This window comes from Kordia algicida OT-1 (assembly GCF_000154725.1).
GTDB classification, from domain to species: domain Bacteria; phylum Bacteroidota; class Bacteroidia; order Flavobacteriales; family Flavobacteriaceae; genus Kordia; species Kordia algicida.
On the sequence record NZ_DS544873.1, the window covers coordinates 524,513 to 539,140 of the forward strand.

A 14,628-nucleotide genomic window follows, 5' to 3' on the forward strand; every position below is an offset into this window, starting at 1 on the left:
ATGGAAATCATACAAAACGGCATACGATTACACAGCGATTTAAATCATTTTTTTGATGAAGTTCGCATCAATTCAGGAACGATTCATCATTCACAACAAGAAAAAAGTAAAGTCAATTACCTAGATTGGTCTTTTGTGCCTCAATATGAAGAAAATGCCTATGTTGTAAAGCGTGATTGGCGAAAACTGACCGACAAAGAAATCAAGGCACTCACAGCTTCTTCTAACAGAAATTATTACAATACAATTTATGTCGGAGCTATTTCAGAGGAATTAAAACAGATTTTTGATGACTTAAAATTTAAAGAATGTCAACGACCAGAAGATGTAAAAGAATGCATGAAGCGCGATCATGATTTGACGCTAAAACTTAGCAATACTATGCAAAAGTATCTAACAAATTTTGCCAACGGGAAACCATTTCATTTTCACTTTATTGGTGCAAATCTTCCCAATATCGACATGGTAGCGGCAGATACGTATACGCTTCCAGAAGGTTTTCAAGAAGAAGACAAGAAATGCATGGGAATTCATAACGATGGCGCCGAATTGAGAACCGTGCACCAAACCTATAAATCTGGCAATCGCTTCACGATTAATTTGGGGAATGAAACGCGTTACTTTTTATACGTAAATCTATCGCTGACACAAGCATTTAATATGCTCAAAAAGAAACTTGGTGTTTCTGTTGAACAGGTAGATTTATACAACATATCCAAACTATTTTTTAAATATTTTCCAGATTATCCAGTGATAAAAATTCCACAAAAGCCCTATCAATACTACATTGCGCCAACCGATCATTGTTTTCATGATGGCTCTACCTATGGAATGACAACTTTAGACACATTAATGATTTACTTTGGAAAATTTCAATACTAATCTTATAACCAATAACCAAATACTACATCTAGATGAAAATAAAAAGAAATATCATGGTTCACAATTCGCTTCCTGATGGTGCAAATGCGCTAATGATAAACTCAGGAACGGTTCATCATTCGCATCACAAAGCTGCTTTAGTCAGTTATTTAGATGAAGAATTCATTCCAGAATATTTAGATCATGCGTATGTAAACAAGCGCGATTGGAGAAACCTAACAGCAGAAGAACTTATTTGTATTACCGCAGATGATACACGGAACGATCATAATACTGTGTATGTTGGAGAAATTCCTGAAGAACTCAAAACTTGTTTTAAAAATATAGGACTCGAAAAAAGTGTAGATAGAGATGAGGTTTTTGATCGTTTTGAAGCTACACCACAACTGACATTACGCGCAACGCAATTGCTCAATGAGTTTTTAGAGCCGCTTTCTAATGACAAAAATTTCAAATTTCATTGCATTGGTGTTAATTATCCAAATGTAGAATTGGTTGCCGCAAATACAACCATGTTGCCAAAGGGTTTTAAGCAAGCAGAAAAGAAATTTTTAGGAATTCACAATGATGGTACACAACTGATGACGATAGAAAATGCACATACATTTGGCAATAGAATCAGTATCAATCTCGGAAAAGACACGCGATATCTGCTTTTTGTGAATTTGTCCTTAAAAGAAGCTTATAACATGCTTTCTGAAAAACTCGCTGCGGAAGAATTGGCAAAAGTGAATGTTTCTAATATTCCTAAATATTTCTTTGCGCATTTTCCAGATTATCCAGTCATCAGAATACAACAAAAACCATATCAATATTACATTGCAGCAACCGACAATTTTTTCCATGACGGATCAACATTAGGCGGCACACACTTAGATGTATGTATTGTATACTTTGGAAGCTTTCAATATTAAAAACGTAGATTATGACAGCAATCGCAACCGCAACAACTATAAAAAAAGGAATCGGAATTCATACAAAATTGCCAAAAGGATTTGATGCTATTCAAATCAATTCGGGTGTTATTCATCATACCGATCATCAAGGTTCACAGGTAAACTATGAGCATTTCTCTTTTACGCCTTTGTATATTGATGAAGCGTATATTCCTAAACGTGATTGGCGATCTCTAGAAGCTTCTGAAATAAATATTTTGACATCCAATTCAGATTTAAAAGATCACAATCATATATATCTTGGGGAAATTCCAGAAAAAGCAAAACAATACATTAAAGAAATTGATTTTAGTTCTTGCAAAGGTAGAAATCATGTGATGGATCGTTTTGCCGCGAACAAAGAACTCACAATGGCATTAAATGTGGAAATGAGTAATTTTTTGCAAACTATTTCTAATGACAAACCATTTCATCTGCATTGTATTACCGCAAATTTACCTAACGTAGAAATGGTTGCTTGTGATATAACACGTTTGCCCGAAGATTTTACTATTCCTGAGAAAAAATATATGGGCATGCACAACGATGGTACACAATTTATGACCTTGCATACAACTTACAAACACGGCAATAGAATCTGTATCAATTTGGGGGAAGAAACACGCTACTTTTTATACATCAATCTTTCGATGATTCAGGTGCATAATATGCTCAAAGAAGTCACGGATATCAGCAAAGTAAATGTGTACAATGTTGCAGAAACGTTCTTTAAACATTTTCCAGACTATCCTGTTATCAGAATGGCACAAGAACCTGGACAATATTACATTGCGCCAACTGACAATTGTTTCCATGATGGTTCAACCTTAGGAAATAATAAGCTTGATATCAATATGGTATATTTTGGGAATTTTACGCATTAACTGAATTGAAAGATATAATGATTCAAGGATTAAAAGATTATTCAATCTTTTAATTTACTAAAAAAATCGTCAAGCTGAACTTGATTCAGCTTCTCATAATAATGCGTTTTATGTGTGATTCTGAGTCAAGCTCAGAATGACGCGATTTGTAAACTTTTATTTTTAGCTAAGCTAAAAAAAGTAGTATTGCGTATTGAGATATTAGTATTGAGAAATTTCAAACTTTAAGTCCGTAAACAAGCTAAAAAATCATTCAATCATTCAATTTTTTTAATCTTTTAATCCAACCAAAACTCATTCTTCAACCCAATCAAAATACTTTGCTTTAATATACTGTTTTTCCGCTTTCAAATAAGCAATAAACGCATTTGCTACAGGCGAAAGTGACTTGTTTTTTAACCACACTAAATTCCACTGCGTATGAATGGGCAAACCTTTGTAATTGATGATTTTGATACTTCCTGTATCAACCGCATTTTTAATTCCTAATAATGGCATGATGGAATAACCCAAACCAGCAATTACAGCTTGTTTTAATGCTTCATTAGAAGTTAATTCAATCTTTTTTTGCACAGAAACATTTTTCCCATCAATAAAATTTTCCATAGCGTTTCGTGTCGCAGAACCTTTTTCACGATACAACAAAGGTTGCTGCTGAAAAATATCGGCAATTTTACCTTTCCGATTTGCTTCACGTTCTTCGCCACCAACGAGATACAAACTGTTTTTAAGTAATGGCAAGGTTTCTAACGACAAATGATTTGGAAGTACAGAAACCAGTGCAAAATCGACTTTATTTTCTTCTAAATCTTTTACAACATTCTGTTTATTTGTCACATCAATGGTAAAATCGATTCCCGTATGTTGATTCACAAATCCAGAAAGGTAATACGGCAAGACATATTTTCCTGTAGAAACACAACTCAGCGTTAATTTTCCTGCTAATTTCCCTTGATATTCTTTCGTTTTATGATCGATAGTTGAAACTTCATCCAGAATTTTTTGTGCGGTTGCGGCAATTTCTTTTCCAAAATTAGTCACATATAACTTTCGTCCCACAACTTCGGTGAGCGGTAATGGAAACTGATCTTGAAACTTTTTAAGTTGAATAGAAACAGCAGGTTGTGTTAAAAATAAGGCTTCAGAAGCTTTGGTAATGCTTTGTTTTTGTACAATTTCTACAAAGACTTTCAATTGATGTAATGTGTAGTTCATAAAAGTTGCTTATGTTTTTTATAATAAATATAAATAAAAATATATGAATATAAAAGATAATCTTTGCACTGTAAAAAAATAATTATGGCAACAACAACACACAGTAACGAAATGGGAGCGACTTCACAATCGATTCGTGATGATAATAATGCTTCTGTTTTTTCTCTAAAGATTAACAAAGAACAGTTCATCACTTGGACAAAACGTATAGCTTTCATCGGGCTTTTTTTGGGATACATTGCTATCACCATTATGAGTTACAGTGTAAATCCTGAGTATTTCTGGGCACTTGTAAAAGCTGGCGTCGTTTTAAGTTTAGTATCAATCATTGCATTATCAACTCCTTCAAGGTAAACCTAAAGAAATTTTATTAACTATTGAAAACCTCAATTATCGAGTAAAAATTAATAATTATGACAACTACAGAAGTAACACACAAAGTAAATTTAGTAGACGGAAAGTTTACAGCTATGGAAGCAAAAGAAGTAATCAATTCTTTGATTGATGAAAAAATCAACTTTCACAAAATCCACAGATTGGCAATATGTGAAGGAGACATTAACAGCGATACAACTTATGACGATAGTAGAGTAGGGCAGTTAATGCGCGAAAAAGAAAACTTTAGAAACATATATTTAGAAGCAAAAAATGCTGGAAAAGAAGTAAGAATCAACGGAATTTTAGAAATAGAAATCATTGACTAAGGACAGACAATTGTTCTTCTAAAACAACACGATGGATTTACATTTACTATTCGATAATTTAACGAATCCAGCATTATTATTCTTCGTTTTGGGAATCATTGCGGCACAAGTAAAAAGTGATCTGGAAATCCCCAAAAATTCTTCAAAATTCATTTCTTTATATCTCTTGCTCGCTATCGGATTTAAAGGCGGGCAAGAGTTGGCTCACAGTAGTTACACAGCCGATATTGGTTGGTCACTTGTCGTGGGAATTGCACTCGCAATCATCGTTCCGCTATATTCGTATTATATTTTGCGCTTAAAATTTACGGTGGAAAATGCAGGCGCAATTGCTGCAGCATACGGTTCTGTAAGTGCCGTGACGTTTGTAACAGCAATTAGTTTTTTGGAACTAGAAAATATTCCATTTGGTGGACATATGGTTGCTGTAATGGCATTAATGGAAGCACCATCAATCATTGTGGGAGTTTTGTTGATGCGCATACATTCCAATGGAAGGAAATCATATAATGAGATTTTGGGACTTTTAAAACACGCTATTACTAACGGAAGTGTACTATTGATCTTAGGAAGTTTGGTTATTGGTTATATGGCAAGTGATGCGCAAGCGGAAGGCATCAAACCTTTTACAACGGATATTTTTAAAGGATTTCTAGCAGTATTTTTGTTAGACATGGGAATTACCAGCGGAAAAAAAATTGGTGCGCTTGTAAAAAAAGGATGGTTTGCGTTAATCTTTGCAATTTTTATTCCACTTGTCAACGGAATTACAGTTGCGTATCTGTCCTCACACGTATTAAGTAGCGAAGGAGACAGATTATTACTAGCAATTTTGGCGGCTAGTGCTTCGTATATTGCGGTACCCGCAGCGATGCGAATTGCGGCACCAAAAGCCAATCCTAGTTTATATTTGCCAATGGCACTCGCCATTACATTTCCCTTCAACATTACGTTGGGAATGCCACTCTATATGTGGTTTATACAGAACTCTTAGTTAACGTAACATACATGTGAAAAATGACAAATCCTTGCTAAATTTAGTAAGGATTTGTTTTTTGAAATTGAACTCATCTTGACTTTTTATTTTTAACCGAAAATGAGTTAAAATTTGTTCAGGTAAAGCTATTTTTAAAAGGCATGGCATCGCTACGGATAAGAAAATAGCTGAAATATGGGCGAATTTTAGCCGTTTTTTAGGAAACAGAAAAAGTCAAGACGAGTTCATTATTTTTTTGATTTAAAAATGGCCTCAAAAGCGCCATAAACTGCTAAATGTAAAGCATCTCCATGATCTTGCGCTTCTAGAAATTTAAAATCTAATGTATAATTTCTTTCTCCTTCAATATTAAGCTTGTAATACAATTCTTTGGCAACACGCTCCATTATTGGACCTTCTTTTCCAACGGCTATAAAAATAGATTTTTGTTGTTTAAATGTGATAGGTTTCATTTTCAATAATGATTCATCATCCCACCATAAACTTGGGCTAACTATTATATAATTATCAAAAAGATGAGGTTTTTTAAACAGAATTTCAGTCGCAAGCAAACCACCAAGTGATTGCCCAATTAAAGTTTTGGTATCAGTTGTTCTATAATTTTTGGTAATAAATGGTTGAACTTCTTTCTCTACAGAAGCTATAAATTTGGAAGATCCGCCAGTGGTTGGAAAATCTTCTTTGTCTTTTTTATTGTTTGTAGGATACGTAAAATCGTGTTTTCGATCTATATTTGCAATGCCAACGACGATTGACTCTGGAACCATTTGAATCCACGAAAACGAACCAAATTGTACCAATCCTGCGATATGAATAAAATCTTCATCCATAGAACCATCTAACAGATAAATAACAGGATATTTTTTGGAAGTTTCTTTCGAATAACTTTCAGGTAGGTAAATATTGAGCGTTCTTTTTTGGTTGAGAATTTTTGATGGAAACGTTACCGATTCGCCAATAGTGATTGGTTTTTTATTAGGATTCTTTTCTTGCGCAAAGCAACACACATTTATCAATACTATAAAAAAGAGAGCAGTAAATTTTTTTAGATACATTCAAGTAGGTTTTAATTTTTAATAAATTTCAACGGAAGATACTAACTTTCAACATAAAAAATCGTCACTACATCATTAGTAGTTCGTTTATATAAGTAATACAATCCTTTTTGTTTGATAGTTAATGAGTTAACCCAAATTCTATACACGGGAAATTCTACATAATATTTTTTAAGAAAACCTTTTATTTGTAAGAAAATATTTTATATTTGTGAAAGTATTACAATAGTAGCAACCCTAAAACCTATTACTTTTTTGTATAACTAACTAAAAAAGTATAGATGAAACAACTTTTTAAAGCACTATCATTGCTTGTATTTGCACTTTTACTGAGTGTAATTGCTTGTCGTCAAGATGATGTATCGGATCAATCTGAAAATACGCAAGCACTAACACCAAAATTTATAATCCATATTCAAAATGGAGATCATTTACGAAATTTGAATCCAACAATATTTCAAAAATTAGAAGAAACATCACGTCATACGAGTGCTTTAATACCTACTGAAGATACTACACAAGGAACAAATTTTTCACTTGATTTAAATACTATTCAAATTATTGAGCGGAATAATTATACTCAATATACCACATCAGTATTAGGACATAATCAACAAGAAACACATTTGATTAATTATATGTTATTAGATTATGATGATGGTGAACAATATCAATTCTTACTCAAATATCCTCGAATTATAACTGATGAAGGTATTCATTTAGATCGTACAAATGCAGTTATGGAACCGATATCTGGGGATGTAATTTTTCAAAGGGAATCAGTACCTCGTGGAGTAGCTCCTTGTTTGGAAGGTGTTCCCGTTTTGGTAGAAAGCTCACAAGAATATCAATGTACGCAATATGCTTGTACAGGTTTGGGACATGCTTTGGGTGAAGAATGTGAGTGTGGTGACGTAAATTCATCTTGCTCAAGAGCTTATGAGCAATGCTTATGGGTTGTAATTGATCGCTGGGAATGTTCAGGGGGAGGAACTTCTGGAAGTGGAACAGGTGGCGCGACTGGAGGAAATACCAATAATGATGTAAATGATAATACTGATAATGACGATCCGCTTGAAACAGTACCATTATTATCAGCAAAAGAAGAAATTGAGAGATGTATGAATTCTAGCTTATCACCTCTTTTGAGTCAGACTCAGTTGGATTGGTTTGATAGCATAGATCAAGCTCAAACTATTACTATGAATAATTATCTAAAGGCAGATAATTGTAGCCAAGAGGCAAAACTTTTCATGTTAGAGGCCGTAGAAGTCATGATTATTGAAAACATAAATTTTGAAGATTTTATGAAACTAAAAGTTGATAATTTACTTGTAGATAATCCTCTAGCTTTATTAGAAATAGATTGCGATCAAATACAGCAATGGCAGACTTTAGCTCAACATACTGCACCTTCTTCTGTTCAATCAAAAATTGATAGTCTACCGAGTTCTTGGACAAATGATTTTTATATTCAAGAATTGGATAATGCAGGAGGAACTGCTGTAAATATGGATTATTTTGGTGTTAAAATTACGAATTTGCCTGTTAAACCAAATACAAATCCACCTTCAAGATATACAGCTAATGAATATTTGAATTATATTAGAAGGAATTTCAATGATTTTGTTGATGGATCAACATTTCAGCCTTACTGCGAGATAGAATCAATGTGTGAAACAGAAACTAATTTATGGGCATCTAATAATCCAACGGGTTCAATTATATATATTGATATTCCAGGAGATGACGGAGTCGTGGTCTGTAGTAAATATACAAATAGTTATTGGTATTTTATGACGATGAATTCGCCACATGCAGGAAATCACCCAGTTAGTGGAACGAGACAATTTGGATATGAAGTCAATAATGATGGGTCTTATAACTTTTTTGTAAGAGGAGTGGATCGCTTTAATAATAATGGAATTGAAAACTTGATTTATGTTTTCTCTCTTGGTGGAGATGTTTTCGCTGGATCTGATGATTTATGGGAAAGTTTTCAGACTAAGTTAAAAACTCACGTAAATAATAACCTTGGCACATCAACAACTATAGAACCTATAAAAAATCGTCCAGACTATAAAAAGGTAAAAAAAGTCTTGAAAGGAGAACTACCAATTACCAAATTAGGTTGTGATGATTAAAATTTTTAAATTATGGCATTAGAAAAAATAAATATATTCTTTTATATAGGACTATTAATTTCCTTTATAATATTTTTATTACCAGGAGAGTATAAAATAGCAGTGTATACACCAAATTATCTAGGTTGGTTTATGCTCTCACTTGCAGGACTTTCATTATTGACCTATTTTTGGCTGTTAATGGTAGATTTTAAAAAGAAAAACTTTAAACGTTTACTAAGACGAACCCTATTTTTGATAACAATTATTGGAATTTCTGTTGCTTATTGGTTTTACAAAGCCTCTACTTTGTAACTTCTTAAATTTACGTACACCAGTTTTTAATCTAAGAAGAAAAATTAATACGTATGATCTCAAAAACTAAAATATCAATAATCATCACTATTTTCCTAAGTATGGGATTTGGATTTAGTCAAGAGATAACAAAAGATAAAATTATCATAGATTTTTCTCATTATAAAGAAAAATGTGAGGATACTGACATTGCGGAAAATCTAAAAGTTAAAAAGAAAGAAGGATTGCAATTTAATTTTTGTGGTAAAGCCGTCTTTTGAATCCAATTAAATCTCAGCCAGATACTATTGATAATAAATATTTAAGTAATTATCCCATAACAAAAATTGAAAACATCAATCAACTTGTTAATAATTGGAGAAAGAAAACGAAACCAGAATTTATAAAAAAATATGGAGAATTATATCCGAAGACTACAAATAAGAACAATATGTTTGAAACATATTTAATGGAAAGACTTGATGATGATTGTTTTGTCTTGTATTGCGTTTATTGGAAGAATCAGCAAATGTAACAATAATCAAAAAACTTACATTAACAGTAATTTTAGTTTCTAAATAATAATAGAGTTCATTAAAAATTGTTCCGATTATATGAAAGTGGAAAAAGTATTAAAAGGTGAATAACCTATTTCAGAATTAGAATATAATAATTAAAATGTTATGGAAAATTTAACAACTAAAATAAATATTGGAGTACTTTTTTATTATTCATTACTACTACAAGTTGTACTGCGGATTATCACTTTTTTGATACAAGAATTAGGCTATAATGGAGTTGGATATATATCTGTGATTTTTGGGTTCATTTGGTTTTTATTGTTGATTCCGCTGAGTTTGATATTAGGTTTTATAGTAATTAAAAGAAGTGACTATTCGTTCTGGTTGAAACTATCTTTGTACTTTTTATTAACGATATTGGTAGTTATTTCAATTGGATTCGTTAAAATATAATTTAAGAATAGGTAATAATTAGATAAATTTATGGATGAAAATTTCAAGTTATGACATTAGAAAAAATAAACACATTCTTTTATGTAGGATTGCTAACTTCCTTTTTAATATTCTTACTACCAGGGGAATATAAAATAGCTATCTATACGCCAAATTATTTGGGATGGTTCATGCTTTTTCTTACGGGACTTTCAATTTTGATATATTTCTGGTTGTTGATTGTAGATTATAAAAAGAAAAATTTCAAACATTTAATTAGACGTACTTTATTTTTAGTAGCAATAATCGGAATATCAGTAGCTTATTGGTTTTACAAAGTGTATTCTTACTAGAATTTCACTTGTGAAATCAGTTAAAAGTCAATGCATTATTTCTATGCACGTTTATTATCTTTCAATCAAAAAATACAATTACAAAAAAGTCCGATCAAAATAATACGATCGGACTTTTTAGTATTTATGAATTGGTACTTACGAAAGCCCAATACGTTTATAAAGTTTTTTCATCAAGTTTTCTTTTAACTTAATGATTTTAGGCGTTTGTTCTTGTCTGTGGTAATAATCTAACATCAATTTTGCATAATTGATAAACACATCATCTGTTGGAATTGGTCCAGGTTCAAAATCATAAATTTGATCTTCTGGCAGATTGAAAAATGCGCCGCCAGTGGTATGGTTTACACGATCGTGCTCCAATTCATAATTCTTTGCATCGGCAGTAATATCACCAGCTTTTTCACACGAACCGTAAATATGTAAGGTCATGTAACGATCTGTAGAAGGATTTCCCATTTGATGAATCATCGCATTAACCACTTTTACAATTGCACCAGATGTTAGAATTTCTTTCTTTGCAAAACGCAACTGATTGTTCTTATTTTGATAAATAAAATGATGAACATTTCCAAATGCTTGAACAACGCCCCATTGTGTATATCCGTGATTGTGAATAGAGGAATAATCACCCGGATTCCATGACATTGCCATAATCTCAAACTTTCCGCCATCATAAATCATTTTACGACCGTAACCATCTTCAATTGGATGATCGAAATCGGCATATGCTTCCAAATCTTTTTGCGTGATTTGTGCTTGTTCAACAAATTCCTTAATGCGTGAAGCAGTGACTTTTTCGCCACTATCTACTGCATCTTGAATCAACGTTTTTAGGGTTTCTAACGCTGGTGCTAAAACTTCTTCTTGTAACATCATGTCTTTGCGGTTTTAAGTTTTTAATTTCGTAATATACTATGTAATTAGGTATTGCATGATAATCATATCAACCCATTGATTGTTTTTAAAACCAATTTGGTTCTGCCTTCCAACAATGGTATAACCTAACTTTTCATTGTATGCAATACTTCCCGTATTTGTGGCGAATACTTTGGCAACCAGATGTTTGTATTGTAATTGTTTGCATTGCACAATTAAAAACTTTTTCATCGCAGTTCCGTAGCCTTTTCCTAGTTTGCTTTCTGTGAAATATACGGCGGTTTCACAGGCAAATCGATACCCTTCACGATCACTATATCGTTTAATAATTCCCCAACCGATCACAATATCGTGTTCTGTAAAAACAAACAATTTTTCACGCTCGTGGAATTTTTCTATCCAACCTGCAACATCTGCTGAGGTTTTCATCGTTTCCTCCATCGAAGCTGTTCCCAACTTGATGTATTCATTGTATATATCTGCAACTGTTTGATAATCAGTTGTGGTAATTTCTCTTATTTCGGTGTTTTTTGGCATCTCAATCTTTCAATGTCAATACTTTTCCAGGTGTTGTATCTTGTATTTTTTTATGTTGAATGAGCTGTGTACCATTCACCCAAAGATGTTCAACACCAGATGATAATTCTCTTGGCGAAAGATAGGTCGCATTTGCTTTTACACTTTTCGGATCAAACAAAACAACATCAGCATAATAGCCTTCTTCAATCAAACCTCTGTGTTCCAGCTGAAAAAACTCGGCTGGCAAATACGTAACTTTATGAATGGCTTCTTCCCAAGACAACATTTTTTCATCAATCACAAAACGTTGTAAATATTCAGTAAATGCTCCGTATGATCTCGGATGCGGTTGTCCGATACTTTTTGGTGCATTAATTGGATAACTCCAAGAATCTGTACAAATCATACTGTGTTCCCATAGCACTGCGGTGTCAATATCTTTTTGATCAATACAATGATATACAACCCAAGTTTCTGTACTTGCTTGTAAAATATTGGCAATAGCTTGCGCCAAAGAAATATTATGTTCTTCAGCAATTTCAGAAACATTTTTGTTGTAATATGCTTCCAAATCATCCGAAATAATCAGCATGCGCGACATGTCGTAATCTTTCTGCGTAATCCATTCCGCAATAGCGGATACATTATTGGAATCTTTCATTTTTTCAGAAACTGCCGCAATTCCGTCTTGCAACATGTATTTGGGAATGAACGCGCGTAATTTAGTTGAAACGGCTGTATACGGATATACGTCACAGGCTGCTTGCAATTCGCTCGTTTTATTAAATTCTTCTAGCATATTTAGGACTTTTGGAATTTTTCCCCAATTTTCTTTTTCAGCCGCTTTTATATGACTGATTAAAACCCTAATATTTGCTTGCTTTCCAATAGTAAGTGCTTCTTCTACAGCTTCTTCCAAACCGTCACGTTCGTTGCGAACATGCGAAGCGTATACACCACCTTTTTCGGCAGTTACTTTCGCTAGAGTGACAATTTCGTCCATTTCGGCAAAACAACCTGGCGCGTAAATGAGTCCTGTGGAAATTCCCAAAGCGCCTTCATCCATCGCTTCTGCCAAAGCTGTTTTCATCGCTTCAAGTTGCGAAGGTTGTAAATTGTGCCAATCGTCCATATTTCCTGCGCGAAGCGTACTATGACCGACAAGCGTAGCAATATTAAATTGTAATTTATCTGCTATTTGATCGAAATATTCTTGCAACGATCGCCATTCAAAGGGAAAACCAATTTCGTCCGATAAACGATTCATAGTTTTGTCTAAATGTTTGGCAATTGGCGCAGGCGATGTTCCGCAGTTTCCAAATATTTCAGTGGTAATTCCTTGATATAATTTATGATCGGCAGCGTTTGGAAAGAAATATCCAAAACCTGTTGACGCATGCGGATCAATAAAACCTGGTGTTAAGATCAATCCTGTAGCATCAATTTTTTCTTTGGCTTCTGGAATGATAAAATCGTCACCTTCGTAATGAATACAAACAATACGATCGTCTTGAATTCCAACATTTCCAATTTTTGCCGTTTGTTTGTGTCCTGTGCAAATCTTTGCATGTTGTATGTAAAAATCTAACATATACGTGTTAAGGTTTTTTGATCGATGGTATATTTATCTATTAAATTTGGTTGAATGGTACAATTTTTCAAGCTTTCCATGTTTACCAAACCGTTGTTCATTTGTACGTTTGGTTGCACGATATCCTCTAAGAAGTAGCGATCTGATGGACTTAAATCGTGTGCACGAGCGTTTGGGAGATATGAAGCCATGCGCAAATTGAGTGTTCTTCCAATGCCAGTTTCAAACATTCCGCCAATCCAACATGGAATGTTATGTTCCGCACAATATTGAATGATTTCAATACTTTTCATCACACCGCCAACACGACCCACTTTTAGGTTTACTTCATCCAACATGCCTAAATGATGTAGTTTTATCAAGTCGCCAATAGATTTTATTTCTTCGTCGTAACAGATATAAATTTCAGGATGTTCCTTTTTTACTTTTGATAAAATATCGAAACGTGTAGGCGCAAACGGTTGTTCTATCATGGATTGATAGGTGTTTGCGAAATAGTGAAAAATGTCTAGGTCGTTTTCGCCAAAGCTACCATTTGCATCAAAACTCACAAATGTATCTGCTTCGAATAACATCGGATTGATTTCTTCAAAAAAGTCTACACGAACTTTAGGCGATATTTTAAATTTTAAACGTTTGTAACCTGTTTCGAGGGCATTTTTTACCACTTTTTTCATTCGGTCTACATCTGTGTAGAGTCCGAGGGAAATTCCAACAGGAACATGCGCTAAAGGTTTGTTTTGCAAGAGTTGAAAAGGTGATTTGCCTGTATTTTGTTCAATGACTTGTAGTGCTGCCATTTCTACTGCGGCTTTGGTAAAGTTCCAACCGCGAATTTTATCAAGTAATTTCAGTAAATCGCCAAACGTTTGATTTTGCTTAAGGAAAGGAACAATAAATTGATTGACTAATGCAATCGCTCCTTCAATAAATTCATCAGAATAATACGGATCTGGTCTACATGAACATTCTCCGTATCCTTTAGTACCGTTGTCATCTTCCCATTCAATGATTAATGCTTTACGTGAATTACGAACGCCAATTCCAGATACAAATTGTTCTTTTTGAGGAAGATTCAGTCGAATTAATCGAATGTTTTTATATGATATCGGGAGTTTTAGAATTTCTTCTTTCTGCATTGCAATGATAGGCGTTTACCTGAACGTTTTTAGGTTTTGCAAATATAGAAATTATTGAGGATTTTTTTGTTAAATTGACAATTTATGTGGTGTAATTCTTGTTTT

General features: G+C 33.4%; 17 protein-coding genes. 11 read left to right on the forward strand and 6 right to left on the reverse strand.

Going from position 1 to position 14,628, the window contains the following annotated elements:
• From KAOT1_RS02345 to KAOT1_RS02355, 3 genes are read left to right on the forward strand one after another with little or no spacing between them, the layout of a single operon-like run.
• Positions 1–882 (forward strand): hypothetical protein, encoded by an 882-nt coding sequence (locus tag KAOT1_RS02345; protein WP_007093078.1) that lies wholly within the window; start codon positions 1–3, stop codon positions 880–882.
• Positions 883–914: 32 nt separating this feature from the next.
• Positions 915–1,796 (forward strand): hypothetical protein, encoded by an 882-nt coding sequence (locus tag KAOT1_RS02350; protein ID WP_007093079.1) that lies wholly within the window; start codon positions 915–917, stop codon positions 1,794–1,796.
• Between the two features lie 11 nt (positions 1,797–1,807).
• Positions 1,808–2,701: a hypothetical protein gene (locus KAOT1_RS02355; protein ID WP_007093080.1), complete on the forward strand. Its 894-nt coding sequence runs from the start codon at positions 1,808–1,810 to the stop codon at positions 2,699–2,701.
• Positions 2,702–2,995: 294 nt separating this feature from the next.
• Here KAOT1_RS02355 and KAOT1_RS02360 read toward each other — a convergent pair whose 3' ends face one another.
• Positions 2,996–3,916 carry a LysR substrate-binding domain-containing protein gene (locus KAOT1_RS02360; RefSeq protein ID WP_007093081.1) on the reverse strand — a complete coding sequence of 307 codons (921 nt, stop codon included), beginning with the start codon at positions 3,914–3,916 and terminating at the stop codon, positions 2,996–2,998.
• An 84-nt stretch (positions 3,917–4,000) separates the two neighbouring features.
• Between KAOT1_RS02360 and KAOT1_RS02365 the strand changes: the two genes are divergently transcribed.
• The 3 genes from KAOT1_RS02365 to KAOT1_RS02375 are packed head-to-tail and all read left to right on the forward strand — an operon-like array spanning position 4,001 to position 5,614.
• Positions 4,001–4,270 (forward strand): hypothetical protein, encoded by a 270-nt coding sequence (locus KAOT1_RS02365; protein WP_007093082.1) that lies wholly within the window; start codon positions 4,001–4,003, stop codon positions 4,268–4,270.
• Between the two features lie 59 nt (positions 4,271–4,329).
• Positions 4,330–4,620 (forward strand): hypothetical protein, encoded by a 291-nt coding sequence (locus tag KAOT1_RS02370; RefSeq protein WP_007093083.1) that lies wholly within the window; start codon positions 4,330–4,332, stop codon positions 4,618–4,620.
• 31 nt (positions 4,621–4,651) lie between these two features.
• Complete coding sequence (locus KAOT1_RS02375) at positions 4,652–5,614, forward strand: sodium-dependent bicarbonate transport family permease (protein ID WP_007093084.1); 963 nt, start codon at positions 4,652–4,654, stop codon at positions 5,612–5,614.
• A 230-nt stretch (positions 5,615–5,844) separates the two neighbouring features.
• Here KAOT1_RS02375 and KAOT1_RS02380 read toward each other — a convergent pair whose 3' ends face one another.
• Positions 5,845–6,672, reverse strand: coding sequence for an alpha/beta hydrolase (locus KAOT1_RS02380; protein WP_007093085.1), 828 nt, complete (start codon positions 6,670–6,672; stop codon positions 5,845–5,847).
• Between the two features lie 281 nt (positions 6,673–6,953).
• Between KAOT1_RS02380 and KAOT1_RS02385 the strand changes: the two genes are divergently transcribed.
• The 5 genes from KAOT1_RS02385 to KAOT1_RS02405 all read left to right on the forward strand — a co-directional run bounded on the left by KAOT1_RS02385 (position 6,954) and on the right by KAOT1_RS02405 (position 10,395).
• Positions 6,954–8,816, forward strand: a complete 1,863-nt coding sequence (locus tag KAOT1_RS02385; protein WP_007093086.1) for a hypothetical protein — start codon at positions 6,954–6,956, stop codon at positions 8,814–8,816.
• Between the two features lie 12 nt (positions 8,817–8,828).
• Positions 8,829–9,110, forward strand: coding sequence for a hypothetical protein (locus KAOT1_RS02390; RefSeq protein ID WP_007093087.1), 282 nt, complete (start codon positions 8,829–8,831; stop codon positions 9,108–9,110).
• A 53-nt stretch (positions 9,111–9,163) separates the two neighbouring features.
• Positions 9,164–9,370, forward strand: coding sequence for a hypothetical protein (locus tag KAOT1_RS02395; RefSeq protein WP_007093088.1), 207 nt, complete (start codon positions 9,164–9,166; stop codon positions 9,368–9,370).
• Positions 9,367–9,624, forward strand: coding sequence for a hypothetical protein (locus KAOT1_RS02400; protein ID WP_007093089.1), 258 nt, complete (start codon positions 9,367–9,369; stop codon positions 9,622–9,624). Before KAOT1_RS02395 ends, KAOT1_RS02400 begins: the two co-directional genes overlap by 4 nt.
• A 489-nt stretch (positions 9,625–10,113) precedes the next feature.
• Complete coding sequence (locus KAOT1_RS02405) at positions 10,114–10,395, forward strand: hypothetical protein (RefSeq protein ID WP_007093090.1); 282 nt, start codon at positions 10,114–10,116, stop codon at positions 10,393–10,395.
• Between the two features lie 138 nt (positions 10,396–10,533).
• Here KAOT1_RS02405 and KAOT1_RS02410 read toward each other — a convergent pair whose 3' ends face one another.
• Genes KAOT1_RS02410 through menC form a run of 4 tightly spaced genes read right to left on the reverse strand, consistent with a single transcriptional unit; the run spans position 10,534 to position 14,523 of the window.
• Positions 10,534–11,274, reverse strand: coding sequence for a cysteine dioxygenase family protein (locus KAOT1_RS02410; RefSeq protein WP_007093091.1), 741 nt, complete (start codon positions 11,272–11,274; stop codon positions 10,534–10,536).
• 36 nt (positions 11,275–11,310) lie between these two features.
• Positions 11,311–11,811, reverse strand: a complete 501-nt coding sequence (locus KAOT1_RS02415; protein WP_007093092.1) for a GNAT family N-acetyltransferase — start codon at positions 11,809–11,811, stop codon at positions 11,311–11,313.
• A 1-nt stretch (position 11,812) separates the two neighbouring features.
• A complete protein-coding gene (locus tag KAOT1_RS02420) occupies positions 11,813–13,384 on the reverse strand; it encodes an N-acyl-D-amino-acid deacylase family protein (protein WP_007093093.1) in 1,572 nt (523 codons plus the stop codon).
• Positions 13,378–14,523, reverse strand: coding sequence for an o-succinylbenzoate synthase (gene menC / locus KAOT1_RS21790; RefSeq protein WP_007093094.1), 1,146 nt, complete (start codon positions 14,521–14,523; stop codon positions 13,378–13,380). Before menC ends, KAOT1_RS02420 begins: the two co-directional genes overlap by 7 nt.
• Positions 14,524–14,628: the final 105 nt, after the last annotated feature.